Annotated in this window: 19 protein-coding genes and 1 pseudogene; 15 read left to right on the top strand and 5 right to left on the bottom strand. The window is 58.5% G+C overall.

Annotated elements, in window-relative coordinates; translation table 11 throughout:
• The 9 genes from dedD to hisP all read left to right on the top strand — a co-directional run.
• Positions 1-463 (top strand): cell division protein DedD (gene dedD, locus HA48_RS12205; protein ID WP_128601549.1); only part of this gene is annotated, 463 nt, incomplete at its 5' end.
• A 33-nt stretch (positions 464-496) separates the two neighbouring features.
• Positions 497-727: a hypothetical protein gene (locus tag HA48_RS12200; RefSeq protein ID WP_128601548.1), complete on the top strand. Its 231-nt coding sequence runs from the start codon at positions 497-499 to the stop codon at positions 725-727.
• Positions 714-1199, top strand: a complete 486-nt coding sequence (gene cvpA, locus HA48_RS12195) for a colicin V production protein (protein WP_021509181.1) — start codon at positions 714-716, stop codon at positions 1197-1199. The genes HA48_RS12200 and cvpA overlap by 14 nt, the downstream gene beginning before the upstream one ends.
• Before the next feature lie 36 nt (positions 1200-1235).
• Positions 1236-2753 carry an amidophosphoribosyltransferase gene (gene purF / locus HA48_RS12190; protein ID WP_128601547.1) on the top strand — a complete coding sequence of 506 codons (1518 nt, stop codon included), beginning with the start codon at positions 1236-1238 and terminating at the stop codon, positions 2751-2753.
• Between the two features lie 110 nt (positions 2754-2863).
• On the top strand, positions 2864-3433 hold the full coding sequence (locus tag HA48_RS12185) for a UbiX family flavin prenyltransferase (protein WP_128601546.1): 570 nt from the start codon (positions 2864-2866) through the stop codon (positions 3431-3433).
• Positions 3434-3806: 373 nt separating this feature from the next.
• Complete coding sequence (gene argT / locus HA48_RS12180; RefSeq protein WP_128601545.1) at positions 3807-4589, top strand: lysine/arginine/ornithine ABC transporter substrate-binding protein ArgT; 783 nt, start codon at positions 3807-3809, stop codon at positions 4587-4589.
• Between the two features lie 195 nt (positions 4590-4784).
• A complete protein-coding gene (locus HA48_RS12175; protein ID WP_128601544.1) occupies positions 4785-5471 on the top strand; it encodes a histidine ABC transporter permease HisQ in 687 nt (228 codons plus the stop codon).
• Positions 5468-6184, top strand: coding sequence for an ABC transporter permease (locus tag HA48_RS12170; RefSeq protein ID WP_128601543.1), 717 nt, complete (start codon positions 5468-5470; stop codon positions 6182-6184). Before HA48_RS12175 ends, HA48_RS12170 begins: the two co-directional genes overlap by 4 nt.
• Before the next feature lie 8 nt (positions 6185-6192).
• Entirely contained in the window at positions 6193-6966 is a 774-nt protein-coding gene (hisP, locus tag HA48_RS12165; RefSeq protein ID WP_128601542.1) for a histidine ABC transporter ATP-binding protein HisP, read from the top strand.
• A 62-nt stretch (positions 6967-7028) separates the two neighbouring features.
• Here hisP and HA48_RS12160 read toward each other — a convergent pair whose 3' ends face one another.
• The gene (locus HA48_RS12160) at positions 7029-7976 is read right to left on the bottom strand and encodes a sugar-binding transcriptional regulator (RefSeq protein WP_128601541.1); all 948 of its coding nucleotides are present in this window, start codon (positions 7974-7976) and stop codon (positions 7029-7031) included.
• 196 nt (positions 7977-8172) lie between these two features.
• Here HA48_RS12160 and dalD point away from each other — a divergent pair, with 196 nt between their 5' ends.
• The 3 genes from dalD to HA48_RS12145 are packed head-to-tail and all read left to right on the top strand — an operon-like array spanning position 8173 to position 12357.
• A complete protein-coding gene (gene dalD / locus HA48_RS12155) occupies positions 8173-9567 on the top strand; it encodes a D-arabinitol 4-dehydrogenase (protein ID WP_128601540.1) in 1395 nt (464 codons plus the stop codon).
• 10 nt (positions 9568-9577) lie between these two features.
• Entirely contained in the window at positions 9578-11047 is a 1470-nt protein-coding gene (gene xylB, locus HA48_RS12150; protein ID WP_128601539.1) for a xylulokinase, read from the top strand.
• 29 nt (positions 11048-11076) lie between these two features.
• Complete coding sequence (locus tag HA48_RS12145; RefSeq protein WP_128601538.1) at positions 11077-12357, top strand: MFS transporter; 1281 nt, start codon at positions 11077-11079, stop codon at positions 12355-12357.
• 43 nt (positions 12358-12400) lie between these two features.
• Here the strand turns inward: HA48_RS12145 and HA48_RS12140 are convergent, their stop codons facing one another.
• The 3 genes and pseudogenes from HA48_RS12140 to HA48_RS12130 all read right to left on the bottom strand — a co-directional run bounded on the left by HA48_RS12140 (position 12401) and on the right by HA48_RS12130 (position 16125).
• Complete coding sequence (locus HA48_RS12140) at positions 12401-13615, bottom strand: cytochrome c (RefSeq protein ID WP_128601537.1); 1215 nt, start codon at positions 13613-13615, stop codon at positions 12401-12403.
• Positions 13612-15376: pseudogene (locus HA48_RS12135) on the bottom strand (GMC family oxidoreductase). The gene HA48_RS12140 and the pseudogene HA48_RS12135 overlap by 4 nt, the downstream one beginning before the upstream one ends.
• Positions 15373-16125, bottom strand: a complete 753-nt coding sequence (locus tag HA48_RS12130) for a gluconate 2-dehydrogenase subunit 3 family protein (protein WP_128601536.1) — start codon at positions 16123-16125, stop codon at positions 15373-15375. Before HA48_RS12130 ends, HA48_RS12135 begins: the two are co-directional and overlap by 4 nt.
• 276 nt (positions 16126-16401) lie before the next feature.
• On the opposite strand from HA48_RS12130, the gene budC reads away from it, so the two are divergent.
• Entirely contained in the window at positions 16402-17166 is a 765-nt protein-coding gene (gene budC, locus HA48_RS12125) for a meso-2,3-butanediol dehydrogenase (RefSeq protein ID WP_128601535.1), read from the top strand.
• A gap of 3 nt (positions 17167-17169) precedes the next feature.
• Here budC and HA48_RS12120 read toward each other — a convergent pair whose 3' ends face one another.
• On the bottom strand, positions 17170-18084 hold the full coding sequence (locus tag HA48_RS12120; RefSeq protein WP_128601534.1) for a TIGR01777 family oxidoreductase: 915 nt from the start codon (positions 18082-18084) through the stop codon (positions 17170-17172).
• 204 nt (positions 18085-18288) lie between these two features.
• Here HA48_RS12120 and yfcF point away from each other — a divergent pair, with 204 nt between their 5' ends.
• Positions 18289-18930, top strand: a complete 642-nt coding sequence (yfcF, locus tag HA48_RS12115; RefSeq protein ID WP_128601533.1) for a glutathione transferase — start codon at positions 18289-18291, stop codon at positions 18928-18930.
• A 105-nt stretch (positions 18931-19035) separates the two neighbouring features.
• On the top strand, positions 19036-19554 hold the full coding sequence (gene yfcD, locus HA48_RS12110) for an NUDIX hydrolase YfcD (protein WP_128601532.1): 519 nt from the start codon (positions 19036-19038) through the stop codon (positions 19552-19554).
• Positions 19555-19561 lie beyond the last annotated feature (7 nt).

Here is a 19561-nt window from a genome sequence, read left to right as displayed (position 1 = left end):
GCCGAGCGTGGTCACGCCGCCGCCGGTGCATCAGCAGGTACAGCCGAAGCCGCAGCAGAAACCGGCAGAGCAGCCGAAGCCGAAGCCGGCAGAACAGACAAAACCGAAGCCGCCAGAGCAGCCGAAGCCGAAACCGGTCGAACAGCCAAAACCGGTCGAGCAGAGTAAACCGGCAGAGCAGCCTAAACCCGCAGAGACGCTGAAGCAGAGCGAACCCGCCGGCCAGGCCTATGTAGTACAGCTGGGTGCCCTGAAGAATGCGGCGAAAGTGAGCGAGATCGTAGCGCAGCTGCGTCTCTCGGGCTATCGTGCCTTTACGGTACCGGCTACGCCAGTGCAGGGGCAGATCACCCGGATTTATGTGGGTCCGGATGCGTCAAAAGCCAAACTGCAGAGTTCGCTGGGCGAGCTGCAGGGTATCTCTGGCCTTGGCGGCGTGGTGAAGCCGTACAGCACACGCTGATAAGTTGATAAGCTGCGCCGATGGCAGAAACAGGTGCAGCTTTATCGCTTTTTTAAAGCGAAGCACGGCATAAAAATGATTTTATATCAGAGAGTTAACCAGCTGACAGGTAACGGGGCGACGAAAGATTTTTTCATCGCCCTTTTTATGGATGCAGAACCGGAAAACCCTACGCAAACGTTTTCTTTTTCTGTTAGAATGCGCCCCGAACTGGATGCAGGGGTGCAAAAGCACTGTAGTGGAAGCGTTCATGATCTGGATTGATTACGTCATTATTGCGGTAGTTGGTTTTTCGGCTCTGGTCAGCCTGATTCGTGGGTTTGTCCGGGAAGCCTTATCTCTTGTTACCTGGGGATGCGCGTTTTTTGTCGCCAGTCATTACTACGCCTACCTTGCCGTCTGGTTCACAGGTTTTGACGATGAACTGGTTCGTAACGGTATCGCTATCGCGGTGTTATTCGTTGCCACTCTGATTGTGGGTGCCATCGTGAACTACGTGATCGGCTCGCTGGTTGAGAAAACCGGCTTGTCGGGAACCGACAGGGTGTTGGGGGTCTGTTTCGGGGCGTTGCGTGGCGTGCTGATTGTATCCGCCATTCTCTTCTTCCTTGATACATTCACCGGCTTTTCCAAAAGCCCGGACTGGCAACAGTCTCAACTCATTCCCCAGTTCAGTTACATCATCAGGTGGTTCTTTGATTACCTGAAAAGCACGTCGAGTTTTTTACCCCGGTGACACCATCGGGAGTGCGGCTAATGAGGAAATGACAACATGTGCGGTATTGTTGGTATCACCGGTTTTATGCCAGTAAACCAGTCGATCTATGACGCGTTAACGGTGCTGCAGCACCGCGGGCAGGATGCCGCCGGCATTTGTACCATCGATGCGCTGAACTGCTTCCGTCTGCGCAAGGCCAATGGCCTGGTGAGCGACGTGTTCGAAGCGCGCCACATGCAGCGTTTGCAGGGCAATATCGGTATCGGCCATGTCCGCTACCCGACTGCAGGCAGCTCCAGCGCCTCTGAAGCGCAGCCCTTCTACGTGAACTCGCCGTACGGCATCACGCTGGCGCATAACGGTAACCTGACCAACGCACATGAACTGCGTAAGCAGCTGTTCGAAGTGGGTCGCCGTCATGTGAACACCACCTCAGATTCCGAAATCCTGCTGAATATCTTCGCGCAGGAGCTGGACCGTTTTCAGCACTATCCGCTGGAAGCTGACAACATTTTTGCTGCGGTGGCGGCGGTGCATCAGCAGGTGCGCGGCGCTTACGCAGTGGTCGCGATGATTATCGGCCACGGTATGGTGGCATTCCGCGACCCGAACGGTATTCGTCCGCTGGTGCTCGGCAAGCGTGAGCTGCCGGATGGCCGCACGGAGTATATGGTGGCGTCTGAAAGCGTGGCGCTGGATACGCTGGGCTTTGAGTTCATCCGTGATGTCGCACCGGGTGAAGCAGTGTACATCACTGAGCAGGGCCAGCTCTCAACCCGCCAGTGCGCGGAAAACCCGAAAAGTAACCCGTGCCTGTTCGAGTACGTCTACTTTGCGCGCCCGGATTCGTTCCTCGATAAGATCTCTGTCTACAGCGCGCGCGTGCGCATGGGCACCAAGCTGGGTGAGAAGATCGCCCGCGAGTGGGAAGATCTGGATATCGACGTAGTCATCCCGATTCCGGAAACCTCGACCGATACCGCGCTGGAGATTGCCCGTATTCTGGATAAGCCGTACCGTCAGGGCTTTGTCAAGAACCGCTATGTTGGCCGGACGTTTATCATGCCAGGCCAGCACCTGCGCCGCAGCGCGGTACGCCGCAAGCTGAACGCCAACCGCGCTGAGTTCCGTGATAAAAACGTTCTGCTGGTGGATGACTCCATCGTGCGCGGCACCACCTCCGAGCAGATCATTGAGATGGCGCGTGAGGCGGGTGCGAAGCGTGTCTATCTGGCCTCTGCCGCGCCGGAGATTCGCTTCCCGAATGTTTACGGCATCGATATGCCGAGCGCCACCGAGCTGATTGCGCACGGTCGTGAAGTGGAAGAGATTCGCCAGCTGATCAAAGCCGATGCGCTGATTTTCCAGGATCTCAACGATCTGATCGAAGCGGTACGTGAAGAGAACCCGGATATCGCGCAGTTTGAGTGCTCGGTGTTCAACGGTATCTACGTCACCAAAGATGTCGATCAGCAGTACCTGGAGTATCTGCAGTCGCTGCGCAATGATGATGCCAAAGCGATTCAGCGTCAGACAGAGGTAGAAGGTCTGGAGCTGCATAACGAAGGCTAAGCCTGGGTTAACGTGCACAACAGGGCGGGAGCGATCCCGCCCTGTTTGTTTTTGTATTTCTCAATCGGTAACGGCTATCATTGCCGCAATCTGAACGGCAGGGCTGAATTATGAAACGACTTATCATTGGTATTTCCGGCGCCAGCGGCGCGATCTATGGCGTACGCCTGCTGCAGGTGTTGCAACCGCTGGAGGCAGTGGAAACCCATCTGGTCATGAGCCCGGCCGCGCGCCAGACGCTGGCGCTGGAGACAGACTACAGCCTGCGTGATGTGCAGGCGCTGGCCGATGTGGTGCACGACGTGCGCGACATTGCTGCCAGCATCTCCTCGGGATCGTTCAAAACTCTGGGAATGGCAATTCTGCCGTGCTCGATGAAAACCCTCTCCGGCATTGTTCACAGCTACAGCGACAGCCTGCTAACGCGCGCCGCTGACGTGGTGCTGAAAGAGCAGCGCAAGCTGGTGCTATGCGTGCGCGAAACGCCGCTGCACCTCGGACACCTGCGCATGATGACGACCGCCGCCGAGCTGGGCGCGCTGATCATGCCGCCGGTGCCTGCGTTCTACCACCGTCCGCAGCGCATTGAGGATTTAGTGGATCAAACTGTCAACCGCGTACTCGACCAGTTCGATATCGAACTGCCGCAGGATCTGTTTGTCCGCTGGAGCGGCGCATAATGGTGCAGCTGCACCCGCGTAGCCCGACAGGCGCAGGCGCTGCCTGGTAACGCGGGCCGTGCGGATGCTTTATCTTCGCGCGGCCTACAGCCCATTGCGGTGCAGGGATGCACTGATTGCGTGCAAAAGCGCGGGGCCGATCACTGTTCGTGCATCTTCTGCACCAAAAGTTAACAAACTCACTTTTTCTTCTTCACGCCGCTGTTATATTTCCCTCACAAACTAAATGCTTGCGTCCCTGACGGACGCGAAATTTAGTGCACCAGCACGCAGTTTCGCCAGGCTGCACACCTGGCATGAAATCTGCACTGCTTTCAGCGCAAACACACATCATGGACTACATAACAATAAGCACTTCACTTGAGGGTTACCTATGAAAAAGCGAGTTCTGGCTCTTTCTCTGATGCTGGCGATGTCGGGTACGGCAAGCGTGTTCGCGGCAGTGCCGCAGTCGCTGCGCATCGGGACCGATCCCACTTACCCGCCGTTTGAATCCAAGAACGCTCAGGGCCAGTTAGTCGGCTTTGATATCGATCTGGCTAACGAGATCTGTAAGCGCATCCAGACCAAATGTACCTATGTGGAGAGTGATTTCGATGCGCTGATCCCCTCGCTGAAAGCGAAAAAGATTGATGCCATCATCTCGTCACTGTCGATCACCGAAAAACGGCAGGAGGAGATCGCCTTCTCCGACAAACTCTATGCAGCCAATGCACGCTTAGTGGCGACAAAGGGATCAACGCTGCAGCCGACCATTGAGTCGCTGAAGGGCAAAAATATTGGTCTGCTGCAGGGCACCACGCAGGAAACTTACGCCAACCAGAACTGGCGTCCAAAAGGGGTGAACGTCACGCCATATGCGAACCAGGATCTGGTGTATCAGGATCTCAATGCCGGCCGTATTGATGCCGCTTTCCAGGACGAGGTGCAGGCGAGCGAAGGCTTCCTGAAACAGCCGGTTGGTAAGGGTTATGCCTTTGCCGGCCCGGCGGTGAAAGATGACAAGATCTTTGGCGTGGGGACCGGCATGGGCCTGCGTAAAGATGATGCCGATCTGAAAGCGGCCATCGATAAAGCGTTTGAAGCCATGCGCAAAGATGGTACTTACGACAAGATTGCGAAGAAGTATTTTGATTTCAACGTGTACGGCGATTAATTGTCCTGTCTCCTGAGCGGGTTTGCTGAGTGCCAGGATCGCATGTCATAACTATTCACTCCGGGCGCTTACTTATGTAAACTCCCGGGGTTCATACGCTTGCCGCCATCCTTCCGTGATTCACATCCCAGGTCAGGACTGTCCGTTTGTTGTTGGGCAGCGTTTGTTATTTTCCCTCACGACAGGATCGAAACCATGCTGTATGGCTATTCTGAAGTAATTCTCAAAGGCACCCTGGTGACCCTTGAGCTGGCGCTCAGCGCTGTGTTGCTGGCCGTGATACTTGGCCTGATTGGCGCCGGTGCCAAACTCTCCCGCAGTCGCCCGCTGGCGATGATTTTTGAAGGCTATACCACGCTGATTCGTGGCGTGCCGGATCTGGTGCTGATGCTGCTGATCTTCTACGGTTTGCAGATCGCCCTTAACGCCGTCACCGACGCGCTGGGTGTTGCTCAGTTTGATATCGATCCGATGGTGGCCGGTATCATCACGCTCGGCTTTATCTACGGCGCCTACTTTACTGAAACCTTCCGCGGGGCGTTTCTCGCGGTGCCGAAAGGGCAGATTGAAGCGGCCACTGCCTTTGGCTTTACCGGTTCGCAGACCTTCCGCCGCATCCTGTTCCCGGCAATGATGCGCTTTGCGCTGCCCGGCATCGGCAACAACTGGCAGGTGATCCTGAAAGCCACGGCGCTGGTTTCACTGCTGGGTCTGGAAGATGTGGTGAAAGCCACTCAGCTGGCCGGTAAAAGCACCTGGCAGCCGTTCTACTTTGCGATTGTTGCCGGAGTTATCTATCTGGTGTTTACCACGCTGTCGAACGGCGTGCTGTGGTGGCTTGAACGTCGCTACACGGTGGGTGTGAAAAGGGCAGAATTATGATCGAGATTATTCAGGAGTACTGGCAACAACTGCTCTGGACCGATGGTTACCGTTTTACCGGCGTGGCGATCACGCTGTGGCTGCTGATCCTTTCAGTGGTGATTGGCGGCTGTCTGGCTGTGGTGCTGGCCATCGCGCGCGTATCGCCTAACCGCTATATCGCCACCCCGGTGTGGCTCTTCACCTATGTGTTTCGCGGCACACCGCTCTACGTGCAGCTGCTGGTGTTCTACTCCGGCATGTACACGCTGGAGGTGGTGAAAGGCTCGGAGCTGTTGAATGCTTTCTTCCGCAGCGGTCTTAACTGTACGCTGCTGGCCTTTACGCTGAATACCTGCGCCTACACCACGGAGATCTTTGCCGGCGCGATTCGCTCGGTGCCGCACGGTGAAATCGAAGCGGCGCGCGCCTATGGCTTCTCGCCGTTTAAGCTTTACCGCTGCATCATCTTGCCCTCGGCGCTGCGCACGGCGCTGCCTGCCTATAGCAATGAAGTGATCCTGATGCTGCACTCAACCGCCCTGGCGTTCACGGCCACGGTGCCGGATCTGTTAAAAATTGCGCGCGACATCAACTCGGCGACCTATCAGCCGTTTACCGCGTTTGGCATCGCTGCGGTGCTGTATCTGATCATCTCTTACGTGCTGATTAGCCTGTTCCGCCTGGCGGAGCGTCGCTTCCTCGCGCACGTGAAACCCTCTTCGTCGCACTGAGTATCACTATGGCTGAAAATAAATTAAGCGTTACCGAACTGCACAAGCGTTACGGTGAACATGAAGTATTGAAAGGCGTATCACTGCAGGCTAACGCCGGCGATGTGATCAGCATTATTGGCTCGTCCGGCTCCGGGAAAAGTACTTTTTTACGCTGCATTAACTTCCTCGAAAAACCGAGTGAAGGCACTATCGCGGTCAATAACGAACAGATCAGACTGGTGCGCGATACCGACGGCCAACTGAAGGTTGCCGATAAAGAGCAGCTGCGCTCGTTGCGCACCCGCCTGACCATGGTGTTCCAGCACTTCAATTTGTGGAGCCACATGACGGTGCTGGATAACGTCACGGAGGCACCGATTCAGGTGCTGGGGCTGAGCAAAGCTGAAGCGCGTGAACGGGCCATTAAATATCTGGATAAAGTGGGCATCGATGCGCGCGCGCGCGCCAAATACCCGGTGCACCTCTCTGGCGGCCAGCAGCAGCGTGTCTCCATTGCCCGCGCGCTGGCGATGGAGCCGGAGGTGCTGCTGTTTGACGAACCGACCTCGGCGCTGGATCCGGAGCTGGTCGGCGAAGTGCTGCGCATTATGCAAAAGCTGGCAGAAGAGGGAAAAACCATGGTGGTTGTGACGCACGAGATGGAGTTTGCCCGTCACGTCTCTAACCATGTGATTTTCCTGCATCAGGGCAAGATTGAGGAGCAGGGCGCGCCGGATGAGCTGTTCGGTAACCCCAAAAGCCCGCGCCTGCAGCAGTTCCTGAAGGGATCGTTGAAGTAACCGACGGTTGCCATTCACGGCGACCCGGATGTAAAAGGGTGCGCATCTCAGCGCACCCTTAATCAATCACTGAGCAGTTTCAGCGCCGTATCTTCATCCGTCACCAGGCCGGATACCCAGCCGCCCTGCAGCGCGGCCTGGATGGCGGCATATTTGCGCGGGCTGCCGGCAAAACCGATGATCCTGCGCTGCGTCTGGCTCTCCAGCCGCACGCTGGTCAGCAGCTCATCGGTTTCGCCCCATACGCGCTCACCCTGCTGATTGAAAAAGTGCCCCAGCATCTCGCCCACCACGCCGCGTGCGTTAAGGGCATTCACCTGCGCATCGGTAATAAATCCCTCCGCGTTCAGCGGACAGCCGGGCATCACTTCACCGATGCCAACAAATGCCACGTCCGCCTGTAGTGCGCGCTGGGTAACGCGCTGATAGACCTGATGCTGCACCCACATCGCTTTATCCTGCGGCGTATCGGCGTAGAGCGGCGCGGGAATGAAAAAGTACTTCCCCTGCATCTTCTCGGCCATCTTGAGCGGTACATCGTAGCGCGTGCCGGAGTCATCGCGGGCGATGGCGCCAATCATCGACACACACTGATGCTGCGGACGCTCCACCCACGGCAGCGCATCGATCATCGCGCGCAGCGTCTTACCGGAGCCGATGCCAAAGACCTGCGGCGCCTCTTCGTTAATAAACTGCGCCATGACCGCTGCGCCTTCGACTGCCAGCATCTGCTGGATCGCCTCATCATCGAGATGAGCGGAAGGCACTACGCGGCACAGGGCCAGACCAAATTTCTCCTGTACCTCACGCGCCAGGTGCAGACAGTGCGTCACCGGATGGTCGATCTTCACGCTCACCATGCCCATTTCACGCGCGCTGGAGACCAGCCGCTGCGCGACCTGACGCGACAAGCCCAGCGCGCGCGCAATCTCCTGCTGCGTCACGCCCGCCACGTAGTACATCCACGCGGCACGCGCCGCCAGCTCCTGCTTTTTCTCTTCTCTGCTCATCACGCGGTTCCGTCAAAAACGTTGGCGTCAGTTTATCGCGTATTGCAGGAGAAGCGTTAACTGAGCAAAAGCCCTAAAAAAGAGCAAATGTATTAATTGTGATGGATCTCGCAGAACCTGAACGCGGGCGGCGACTATGCTACGCCTTATCGGGCAAATGCCCTTCATGGTGGCAAATGTTTAATTTGAGGCGATTATGACAACAAATTCTGTGTGGATGCACATTGGCGCTGGCTCTTTCCACCGTGCTCATCAGGCATGGTACCTGCACAAGCTGCGTGAACAGGGCGACGATAGCTGGAGCATCGCGCTGGGCAACATCCGTAGTGATGCCCTGCCGCTGCTGGCGCAACTGCAGGCGCAGAACGGCGAGTATGTGCTGGAGACGGTGACGCCAGAAGGGGAGCGCGCCTATGAAACCATCACCTCGCTGCGCAAAATTCTGCCGTGGGACAGAGAGATCAGCGCGCTGGTCGAGCAGGGCGCCGATGCGCAGACCCGCGTGATCGGTTTTACCGTGACGGAAGCCGGCTACTACCTGACAACTGCGCATGAGCTGGACCTGACGCAGGCTGACGTACAGGCCGACATACAAGGCGATATCCGGACGATTTACGGTGCGCTGGCACGTATTCTCAGCCAGCGCGTGGCGAAGGGCGGGGCGCCGGTCACGCTGCTGAACTGCGATAACCTGCGTCACAACGGTGAGCGCTTCCGTCAGGGTTTCCTGGCGTTTCTCGCGGCCAAAGGCGATAGCGCGCTGGCGGAGTGGGTGCGCAACAACACCACATCACCTAACACCATGGTCGATCGCATCACGCCGCGCCCAACGCCGGATGTCGCCGAACGGGTTAAAGCAGCAACCGGCAGAGACGACGGCGCAGCAGTAATGGCGGAATCCTTTATTCAGTGGGTGATTGAGGATGACTTCATCGCGGGTCGGCCGGCGCTGGAGAAGGTCGGAGTTGAGCTGGTGGAGTCAGTACTGCCGTGGGAAGAGGCTAAAATCCGTATCCTCAATGCAACACACGCGGCGATTGCCTGGGCCGGTACGCTGATTGGCCTTAACCACATTGATGAGAGCACGCGTCAGCCAGATATTTACGCGCTGGCACACGCCTATATCACCCGGGATGTTATCCCGTCGCTCTCACCCAGCCCGCTTGACCTTGCCGATTACCGTGATGTGGTGCTGGCGCGCTTTAGCAACCCTTACATCAAAGATACCAATCAGCGTGTGGGCGCCGATGGCCTGTCAAAAATCCCTGGCATGGTGACGCCAACGCTACGCGAATGCTATCAGCGCGGCGCGCAGCCGGAAGCCACGGCCATGCTGCCGGCGCTGTTCTATCTGTTCCTGCAGCGCTGGGCCCGGGACGACCTGCCGTACACCTACCAGGATGGCGTGCTGCAGGCCGATGCGCTGCGTCAGCAGTTCGCCTCCGAAGATGCGCTCAAGGCGTTCCTCAGCGACAGCACGCTGTTTGCCGAACTGGCCGGCGATGCGGCATTCCATGCGCTGGTCAGCCGGAAAGTCGCTGATTTACAGGCCTGGTTGAAACAGCCGGAACGCTCGCTGGCTGCGGTATAAGGAGCGCGTCATGTATCTCGGTATTGATATCGGCACGTCAGAACTCAAAGCGTTGATTGTCGATGCGCAGGGCGACATTGTGGCCACGCAGCACGCCACGCTGACGGTGCAGCGGCCGCATCCGCACTGGGCGGAGCAGGATCCGACGCTCTGGTGGCAGGCCTGTAATCAGGTGATGGCCGGCCTGCGCCAGCAGGTGCCCGAGGCCTGGGCAGCGATCCGTGGCATTGGCCTCTCCGGGCAGATGCACGGTGCGGTGCTGCTGGACGCCGCAGGCAATGTGCTGCGTCCGTGCATATTGTGGAACGACACGCGCAGCGCCGCGCAGTGTGAAGCGCTGCGTACGCAGCATCCGGAGATGATGCAGATCAGCGCCAACATGATCATGCCAGGGTTCACGGCGCCCAAGCTGCAGTGGGTCGCGGAGAATGAGCCGGAGGTTTTCCGCCGCATCGATAAAGTGCTGCTGCCCAAAGACTATCTGCGCTGGCGCCTTACCGGGCGCTTCGTCAGCGAACCCTCCGATGCGGCCGGTACGCTGTGGCTGGATGTGGCGCAGCGCGACTGGTCCGATACGCTGCTGGCGATAACCGGCCTGACGCGCGCACAAATGCCGATGCTGGTGGAGGGCAGTGCGGTGAGCGGAACGCTCAAAGCCGAACTGGCGAGCGAGTGGGGCTTATCCACCACGGTAAGCGTGGCGGGCGGCGGCGGCGATAACGCGGCATCGGCGGTGGGGGTTGGCGCGGTCAATCCCGGCGATGCGTTTATCTCGCTGGGGACGTCGGGCGTGATCTTCGTGGTGAATGACCGGCTGCAGGCCGATCCCCACGCGGGCGTGCACGCGTTTTGCCATGCGCTGCCGGGGCGCTGGCATCAGATGAGCGTGATGCTCAGCGCCGCCAGCTGCCTGCGCTGGCTGTGCAATCTGCTGTCGGTAACCGAAAGCCAGCTGATGGAGGAGATGGCGCAGCTAAGTGAATCCCGTCTGCGCGCCGCGCCGCTGTTTCTGCCCTATCTCTCCGGCGAACGCACGCCGCATAACGATCCGGATGCCTCTGGCGCGTTCTTCAATCTGCGCCACGAAACCCCGCGTGCGCTGCTGGGCTACGCGGTGATTGAGGGCGTGGCGTTTGGTCTGGCGGACGGTTTAGCGGTGCTGGGCGATGCGCAGCATCAGATCACCCAGTGCAGCCTGACGGGCGGTGGCGCGCGCAGTGCGCTGTGGGCGCAGCTGATTGCCGATGTGCTGCAACTGCCCATCGTCACGCACCCTGCCAGCGCGTCTGGCGCGCTCGGCGCTGCACGTCTGGCCTGGCTGGCAGAGGGGGGAGCGGAGCGCGAGGTGTGCCGTAAACCGCCCGTACAGGCGCGTTATCTGCCGGATACGGCGCGGGGAGCAGTGCTGCAGCAGCGCCTGCGCCTGTTCCGCGAACTCTATGTACAACAACAGCAGGCGCGCACGTTGCTGCCAGCCTGATCGGATTAGCGAACGGAAGGAAGATTGTGATGCAATCGAACGAATACTGGTTTGGCTTACCGAAAAAGATGTTCTGGGGCTTCCTCGCCATCGCCATTTTCATGGCGGGCGACGGCTTCGAAATGGCGTTTCTGTCACGCCATATTACTGACATGGGCTTTACGCCGGCGCAGTCGGCGCTGGTGTTTACCTTCTATGGCCTGGCGGCCGCGCTGGCCGCGTGGGCTTCTGGCGTGGTGGCGGAGCTGATTACACCGCAGCGCGCCATGCTGATTGGTTTTGTGCTGTGGATTGTGATGCACACGCTGTTTATGTCGCTCGGTCTTGGCCTGCGCAACTATCCGCTGATGGTGCTGTTTTACGGCATTCGTGGGCTGGCCTATCCGCTGTTTATCTATTCGTTCATGATGATGCTGGTGCAGGTTCTGCCGCGTGAAAAACTGGCGGCGGCAACCGGCTGGTTCTGGGCGATGTATTCGGTAGGGATTGGCGTCGTGGGCAGCTATCTGCCCAGCCTGACCATTCCGATGCTGGGCGAAACCGGCACGCTGTGGCTGGCAATTATCTGGGTCGCCTGCGGCGGCGTGCTGGCGTTCTTCAGCCTGCGCAACGTGCCGGTGGATCGCTCACGCGTTAATCTGCCGTTGCGTGACAAAATGACGGAGATGTCGCGCGCGGTCACCATTCTGTTCACTAACCAGCATGTGTTTTATGCCTGTCTGATTCGCATCATTAACACGCTGTCGCTGTTTGGCTTCGCGATCATCATGCCGCTGCTGTTTGTCGATCGTCTCGGCTTTACCATCTCTGAGTGGCTGCAGATCTGGGCGGTGTTCTTCTTCGTCACCATCTTTACCAACATCTTCTGGGGCATTACCGGCGAGAAGCTGGGCTGGATTCGCCAGGTACGCTGGTTTGGCTGCCTTGGCATGGCGATCTCCAGTCTGGCCTTTTACTACCTGCCGCTGTATGCCGGACATAACTTCTGGGTGGCGCTGATTCCGGCAGTGATGCTGGGGATCTTTGTCGCGGCGTTTGTGCCGATGACCGCCGTGTTTCCGACGCTGGAGCCGCATCACAAAGGCGCGGCGGTATCGATTTACAACCTGTCGGCCGGCCTGAGCAACTTCGTGGCGCCCGCGATTGCCTCCGTGCTGCTGCCGTTCTTCGATATCGTCGGCGTCGTGTGGGCTTATACCGCGCTGTATGTGTTTGCCGGCGTGCTGACCTTTATCATCCGCGTACCGCAACCGGGACACACACATGATGCACCGGCGGTGAAATCGCGCGTGGCGCAGCAGCGCAGCTGATGCAGAGTGACACACCGGCAGCCGTGGCTGCCGGTGTGTCAGGTTACTCCAGCTTCTCCTTCACCTTTTTAACGTCGTCAGCGCTGACCGGCGCGGCGGCGTTGCCCCAGCTGTTGCGGATCCAGGTGACCACTGCAGCGATCTCCTCATCACCCAGCGTACCGGCAAAGGCGGGCATGGCCGGCGCCGTCGGGCGCGTATCGGTATCCACGCCGCGACTGCCCGCCGCCACTACGCGAATCAGTGACACCGCATCCGCCTGGTTCAGCAAGGGGTTATCCGCCAGCTGCGGGAAGATGTTTTTCTCCCCGCGCCCGGCGGGGCTGTGGCAGGCGGAGCACTTAGCGCTATAAATCTGTGCGCCCAGTTTCATGCGATCATCTGAGGTATCCAGCGGCGCAGGCGGTTTATCTTCATGCTGTTCGCCGGATTTCAGGTAAACCGCTACTGCCTGCAGATCGTCCTCGTGCCAGTGCTGCGTTGAGTGGCGCACCGCGTCTGCCATCGGGCCGGAAGCGATATCGTAACGATTCACCCCGGTGCGCAGATAGCTCACAATATCCTGCTGGCTCCACTTGCCCAGACCGCTGTGGTTGCCGGCCGTCAGATCGGGGGCATACCAGCCCTCTACCGCTTCACCGCGCAGGAACTGGCCGTTTTTATCCCCGCCAAGGAGGTTTTTCGGCGTATGGCAGGTGCCGCAGTGGCCCGGCCCCTCAACCAGGTAAGCGCCGCGATTCCACTGCGCGGAGCGTTTCGGATCCGGCGTAAACTCGCCGCGGGTAAAGTTAATCCAGTTCCATACCATCAGACTGGTGCGGATATTGAACGGAAACGGCAGCTGATTGGTTTCGACCGGCTGATGGATAGGCTGTAGCGTCTGCATCCACGCCCATAAATCCCGCAGATCTTTTTCCGGCATTTTGGTGTAGGCGGTAAACGGCATCGCGCCATACAGGCGTTTACCGTTGTGACCCACGCCTTCGGTCATGGCGCGGCGGAAGTCGTCATAGCTCCAGTTGCCGATGCCGGTTTCACGGTCTGGCGTGATGTTGGCGCCGACCAGCGTACCGAACGGCGTTTGCAGCTTGACGCCGCCGGCAAACGGCTGCTGCGGATCGCGGGTGTGGCAGGCGGTACAGTCCGCCAGCGTGGCGATGTAGCTGCCGCGTGCGTACTGGTCATATTCCGGCTGCGCCTGGGCCATAAAGCTGGTCAGCAGCAGCGCGGCGGCGCTGAGGGTAAAAGAAATTTTCATGCGCTGATCATCTCCCCCGGACGCTTGAGGTAAACGTGGCGGATCGCATGGGCGGCTTTAAACGCCAGCGCGCCGACGGTGCCGGTCGGGTTGTAACCCGGATTCTGGGGAAAGGCGGAGGCGCCCACCACAAACAGGTTCGGCACATCCCACACCTGCAGATGCTTGTTAACGGAACTGGTAGAGGGATCGCTGCCCATAATAAATCCGCCGACCACATGCGAAGATTGATAGGGCACGCTGCTCCAGTGACCCGTCATCGGTTTGACGATCATTTCACGCGGATTCATCGATTTGGCAATCTCCGCCACTTTGCCCGTGCAGTACTGCGCCATCTTCAGATCGTTTTCCGCAAAGTCGAAGGTGATACGCAGCAGCGGCCGGCCATGGGGATCTTTGTAGTTGGGATCGAGCGACAAATAGTTAGTGCGCGTGGTGTAGCTGCTCGCCTCACAGCCAATAGACATGGTGCTGAGATAGTTATCTTTTAACGCACGCTTCCATTTCGATCCCCATTTAGGCGTGTTGGGCGGCAGCGGACGGTAGCCAATCGGCGCCGACCCGATGGGCGTTACGCGGATACTGCCGCCACCAAAGAAGCCGAGCCCGCTATGGTCGAAGTTGTCATTGTTAAACTCATCAATGCCCATGCCCACCGCGCCGGCACCAATGAAAGGGTTGAAGTTTTTGTTATCGAAAAACAGCGTAACGCCATTAGCGGTCTGGTAGGCATAATTGCGCCCGGTGGTGCCCTTATTTGTGACCGGATCGTACGCTTCACCGATGCCGGAGAGCAGCATCAGGCGCACGTTCTCAAAGGTGAAGGCAGCGACAATCACCAGATCGGCGGGTTGCTCCCACTTATCACCGGAGGAGTCGATATAGGTCACGCCGGTCGCCCGCTTGCCCGTCGAGTCCGTCAGCACCTCCAGTACCTCACAGTTGGTCTGCGCCGTGAAGTTCTCTTTGCGCATCAGCGCAGGCAGGATGGTGGTGATGGCGCTGGCCTTGGAGTAGTTGGCACAGCCGTAGTTGGTGCAGAACCCGCAGAAGGTGCACGGGCCCATGGTGACACCATAGGGATTGGTGTACGCCTCTGAGACCAGCGAGGAGGGCACCGGAAACGGCTGATAGCCCAAATTCTTTGCCGCCCCGGCAAACAGCGTCGGCCCATAGGGCTGGCGCAGCGGCGGCGTGGGGGTAGTCGGCCGACCGTGCGCCCTCAAAGGGGTTGCCGCCTGCGCGCTTCTCGCCATTGATATTACCGGCATAGCCGGAGGTGCCGGCGACCCGCTCAAACTGCATGTAGTGCGGCTCCATCTCTTCCCAGCTGGTGCCCCAGTCCTGTAGCACCAGTTCGTCCGGTATCGCCTTCGCACCGTAACGCTCTGTCAGATGACTTTTCAGACGGAACTCCTCCGGCTGAAAGCGGAACGTAATGCCCGCCCAGTGGTTGCCGGCACCGCCGGTACCGTTGCCGGGATGAAACGATCCCCAGGTCCGCATGGGCAGCGCGGTCTGCGCAGGATTGTTGCGCACGGTGCAGGTATTCTGGCGGGTACGCAGCATCAGCTCCTCGCGCATCACATAGCGCAGCTCATCGGTCACGGTGCCGATATTAAAATCGCGTGCGGTATCGCGCCACGGGCCGCGCTCAATGCCAATGACCTCCAGCCCTTCGTCTGCCAGCTCATTGGCAATGATCGATCCCGCCCAGCCAAGGCCGATCACTACCACATCCGTTTTCGGTAGTTTTTTCATCGCTGATCACCTGCTTTCCATTGCGTAATGCTGATAGGTTCAAATTTGAGATCTTCATTGTGCCGTTCGATGTAGTCACGATAGTCATAGCGCGCACCGGGGAACCCCAGCATCTTCCATGACACCATCTCTTTATTACCGCCGTAGACCGGATCGGCAAAGAAGCCCTCCATGGTGTTATTCAGCACTTCAAGGAACAGCGATTGCGCATCGAAGTCCGTAAAGTGCACCTTACCGGCCTCCATCGCCTCCAGCAGCGCATCCTGCTGCGCGGGTGTCAGATCCACAAAGTTCTTTTTTGAGGTTTGCTGCACGTAGCGATTGAGCGCCGCCAGCCCTTTGCGGTAGCGCTGCTGCGGCACCAGCGGCGACTGATCGCCCTGTTCCGTGGTGCCCTCCTGAAAGGGACCCTGCATATAGAGGCGTTCGAACGTGCCGTAGAAGCCGTGTAGCTGGCGATCAATAAAGATTGCACAGCCCGCCTCTTTACCGCCCACGCTCAGGTCGTCGGCCGGGATAAGCCTGTCGACGATGGCCTCAACGGTGCGCGCCTCCTCATCGGTGAAGAACAGCCAGCCCTGATGCGTGAACTGCTCGGGCGGATTATCAGAGAAGGGCGTCCAGCCGGGCGAGCCCTTCAGGGAGACCGCGTCTGCGACCTGCGACACGCTGGCGGCCACGCCCAGCGTTGACCAGGTCAAGACCTGCCGTCGGGTCACCCCGGGCAGGGTTTTTGCTCTCTTTTTCATCATTGCTTCCTGACAGAGTAAAAAATGCAGACCAATCGGCCGTACGCTGATGTAAATAAAAACGGCCGGTTATTAAGCTTTTGTAAATTTTTTAAAGGTGAATGTTAAAAGTAGACGCACCCGCAGCAGGCAACAAATAACCATACAAAAAAGTGCACTATTTGATCATGATGCTGCGAAGGCTAACCCGTGACCAGTCAGCACCGGCTTCGCTTGAAGTGAGACGCGGGGCTGCCAGGCTTAACCCTCACAACAGCCATTTATTCAGGAGGAGATATGTCGCGCTTTTCACAGAAAGTTGTCGTCATTACGGGCGCAGGTTCAGGTATTGGTGCCGCTGCGGCGCAGCGCTTTGCCCATGAGGGCGCTTCTGTAGTGCTGGTAGGCAGAACGCAGGAGAAGCTGGAAAAGGTCAAAAGCACGCTGGCGGCGGGGCAGCATCTGGCTCTCTCCTGTGATGTGGCTGATGCAGAGCAGGTGCGGCAGCTGGCAGAGCAGGTACAGCGCACCTATGGCCGCACCGACGTGCTGGTCAACAACGCGGGTAGCGTGGTGCAGGGCAAAATTCATGAAGTCTCGATTGAGGACTGGAAAACGCTGATGAGCGTGGACCTGGATGGTGTCTTCCACTGCACCCACTTTTTCATGCCTGCGCTGCTTAGCAGTAAAGGCAACGTCGTTAATATCTCTTCGGTTTCCGGAATGGGCGGTGACTGGGGGATGAGCGTTTACAATGCGGCCAAAGGCGCAGTGACTAACTTTACCCGCGCGCTGGCCATGGATTACGGCGCTGACGGCGTGCGCGTGAACGCTATCTGTCCGGGCTTTACCTTTACCGATCTGACGGAAGATATGCAGGACGATGAGGCGCTGCTGGCGCGCTTTTACGACCGCATCCCGCTACGCCGGGCGGGCCAGCCGGATGATATCGCCAGTGCGATTGCGTTTATTGCCAGCGATGATGCACGCTACATCACCGGCGTAAACCTGCCGGTTGATGGCGGCATCACTGCATCAAACGGGCAGCCAAAACAGGCCTGAAGCTCAGGACGGGTGGGACGACGATCCCGCTACGTCCTGCAGCGCTTCCTGCAAATCGTACCAGCGAAAGCCGAAACCAGACTCCTCCAGCCGTTTTGGCAGCACATGCTGACCACCTAACACCAGCACGGCGGATTCACCCATCATCAGTTTTATGGCGCTGGCAGGCGTACGCATAAACGCCGGGCGATGCATAACGTGGCCGAGCGTGGCGGCAAACTGCTCATTGCGTACCGCGTAAGGCGCCACCATGTTGAAGGGGCCACGCAGTTGGCGGTTATCCACCAGCCATAATATGGCATTGACCATATCGTCGATATGAATCCACGGCAGATACTGCTTGCCGCTGCCGATGGGTCCGCCAACCCCCAGTTTGAACGGCAGCTTCATTTTTGCCAGCGCGCCGCCCTCTTTTGCCAGCACCACGCCAGTGCGCAGCAGGCATACGCGCGTGTTGGGGCTTTCTGCTTTCAGCGCCAGCTGTTCCCAGCGATCGCACAGCGTATGCGTAAACTCATCGTGACCGGGATCGTCCTCCGTCACGACCAGCTCACCCGTGTCACCGTAAAAACCGGTGGCGGAGCCGGAGATGAGAAAGGCGGGCGGCGTGCGGCTGGCGTGAATCAGCGAGACGATCTGCTCGGTGATTTGCCAGCGGCTTTCACACAGACGCTGCTTTTGCTGTTCGGTCCAGCGCTTATCAGCGATCGGTTCGCCCGCCAGGTTGATTACCCCGTCGATACCGTTCAGATCCGTTTGCTGGTTAAGCCCTGACCAGAGCATGACGCGCGGGTCAAGTTTGTCACGCGCGGCCGCGACATCACGCGTTACCACATTCACCTGATGGCCAAGCTGCAGCAGGCGCGGAATGAGGTGGCGGCCAATCAGGCCGGTACCGCCGGTAATAAGCAGATGCATGTTGAGCCTCCCTGGAATTTTTTATTTGCTCAGGATTGAGCATAGAAGAGAAGCGCGCGCACAACGTGACTGTGCTTACGCTTATGATGAAAAAGGGAAAGTTTACGCTGGCGCAGCGGGAAAGATCCGACCAGCGCAACCATTGCCTTAGTGCGGAAAAGTCGGTAAATAAGAAGCACACCTGACGCTTACCTGAGGCAGCCGATGACTTATCCAGCCATAACGTTGTGGTCCGACTCTTGCTTTTTCAGCCCGTATGCCATGTCGGTTTATGTCGCGCTCACGGAGAAGGGCATCCCTTTCTCTCTCAAACGCATTGATCTTGCAAAAAATGCCCAGCTGGATGAGGCGTACCGCGCGCTGTCGCTCACCTGCCGCGTGCCCGCTCTGCAAATTGATGATCTGGTGCTCAACGAATCTTCAGCGATTGCCGAGTACCTTGAGGAGCGTTTTCCGGCGCCGGAGTTTGAGCGTCTCTACCCGCGTGACCGCGAGAAGCGCGCGCACGCGCGTGAAATGCAGGCCTGGCTACGCAGCGATTTTGCCGCGCTGCGATCGGAGCGTCCCACTGAAGTGCTGTTTGCCGGTGAGCACTTTGCGCCGCTGACGCCCGCGGCGGAGCAGGCGGCCAGCAAGCTGATTACGGCGGTACAGCGACTGTTACCGGACGGGCAGCAGAATCTGTTTGGCGAATGGTCAATCGCGGATACCGACCTGGCGGTCATGATCAATCGCCTTGCGCTGCACGGCGATCCGCTCCCGGTGAAGCTGCAGCACTATGCCGAATTCCAGTGGCAGCGCGCCTCTGTGCAGCTGTGGCTGGCGGAGTCGGGTAAAGCACGCTAAAACCTTGCGGCGGCGAAAAGAACGCTTTACCTTAGCGCTCATTCTAATAAAGCATCGCAAACAGGCGCGTGCCTGGGCACGCCGAAAACAGAGAAAGGGTTACGGATGGTGGATCAAGCGGCAGGTGACGGTATTGAGTGGGTTGATATCGTCAGCGAAGAGAACGAAGTGATTGCGCAGGCCAGCCGGGCGCAGATGCGCGCGCAGTGTCTGCGTCACCGCGCCACCTATATTGTGGTGCATGACGGCATGGGTAAAATTCTGGTGCAGCGTCGTACTGAGACCAAAGATTTTATGCCTGGCAAGCTGGATGCCACCGCCGGCGGTGTGGTGCAGAGCGGGGAAGATCTGCTGGAGTCTGCCCGACGCGAAGCGGAAGAGGAGCTGGGCATCGCTGCTGTGCCTTTTGCTGAACACGGTATGTTCTATTTCGAAGATAAACACTGTCGCGTGTGGGGCGGCTTGTTCAGCTGCGTATCACATGGCCCGTTTGCGATGCAGGAGGAGGAGGTGGATGAGATCTTCTGGATGACCCCCGAAGAGATCACCGCCCGCTGTGATGAGTTCACCGACGACTCCCTGAAAGCGCTGTCGCTATGGCTGAGCCGTAATGGCGATGCCTGACACGCTG

The organism is Pantoea wallisii, from assembly GCF_002095485.1.
GTDB lineage: Bacteria > Pseudomonadota > Gammaproteobacteria > Enterobacterales > Enterobacteriaceae > Pantoea > Pantoea wallisii.
This window is presented reverse-complemented; position numbering and strand designations above follow the sequence as displayed.

Excerpts from the sequence above, each read along its gene's own strand:
- cvpA (WP_021509181.1), top strand. The coding sequence starts at position 714 with ATGATCTGGATTGATTACGTCATTATTGCGGTAGTTGGTTTTTCGGCT.
- purF (WP_128601547.1), top strand. The coding sequence starts at position 1,236 with ATGTGCGGTATTGTTGGTATCACCGGTTTTATGCCAGTAAACCAGTCG.
- HA48_RS12185 (WP_128601546.1), top strand. The coding sequence starts at position 2,864 with ATGAAACGACTTATCATTGGTATTTCCGGCGCCAGCGGCGCGATCTAT.
- argT (WP_128601545.1), top strand. The coding sequence starts at position 3,807 with ATGAAAAAGCGAGTTCTGGCTCTTTCTCTGATGCTGGCGATGTCGGGT.
- HA48_RS12175 (WP_128601544.1), top strand. The coding sequence starts at position 4,785 with ATGCTGTATGGCTATTCTGAAGTAATTCTCAAAGGCACCCTGGTGACC.
- HA48_RS12170 (WP_128601543.1), top strand. The coding sequence starts at position 5,468 with ATGATCGAGATTATTCAGGAGTACTGGCAACAACTGCTCTGGACCGAT.
- hisP (WP_128601542.1), top strand. The coding sequence starts at position 6,193 with ATGGCTGAAAATAAATTAAGCGTTACCGAACTGCACAAGCGTTACGGT.
- HA48_RS12160 (WP_128601541.1), bottom strand. The coding sequence starts at position 7,976 with ATGAGCAGAGAAGAGAAAAAGCAGGAGCTGGCGGCGCGTGCCGCGTGG.
- dalD (WP_128601540.1), top strand. The coding sequence starts at position 8,173 with ATGACAACAAATTCTGTGTGGATGCACATTGGCGCTGGCTCTTTCCAC.
- xylB (WP_128601539.1), top strand. The coding sequence starts at position 9,578 with ATGTATCTCGGTATTGATATCGGCACGTCAGAACTCAAAGCGTTGATT.
- HA48_RS12145 (WP_128601538.1), top strand. The coding sequence starts at position 11,077 with ATGCAATCGAACGAATACTGGTTTGGCTTACCGAAAAAGATGTTCTGG.
- HA48_RS12140 (WP_128601537.1), bottom strand. The coding sequence starts at position 13,615 with ATGAAAATTTCTTTTACCCTCAGCGCCGCCGCGCTGCTGCTGACCAGC.
- HA48_RS12130 (WP_128601536.1), bottom strand. The coding sequence starts at position 16,125 with ATGAAAAAGAGAGCAAAAACCCTGCCCGGGGTGACCCGACGGCAGGTC.
- budC (WP_128601535.1), top strand. The coding sequence starts at position 16,402 with ATGTCGCGCTTTTCACAGAAAGTTGTCGTCATTACGGGCGCAGGTTCA.
- HA48_RS12120 (WP_128601534.1), bottom strand. The coding sequence starts at position 18,084 with ATGCATCTGCTTATTACCGGCGGTACCGGCCTGATTGGCCGCCACCTC.
- yfcF (WP_128601533.1), top strand. The coding sequence starts at position 18,289 with ATGACTTATCCAGCCATAACGTTGTGGTCCGACTCTTGCTTTTTCAGC.
- yfcD (WP_128601532.1), top strand. The coding sequence starts at position 19,036 with ATGGTGGATCAAGCGGCAGGTGACGGTATTGAGTGGGTTGATATCGTC.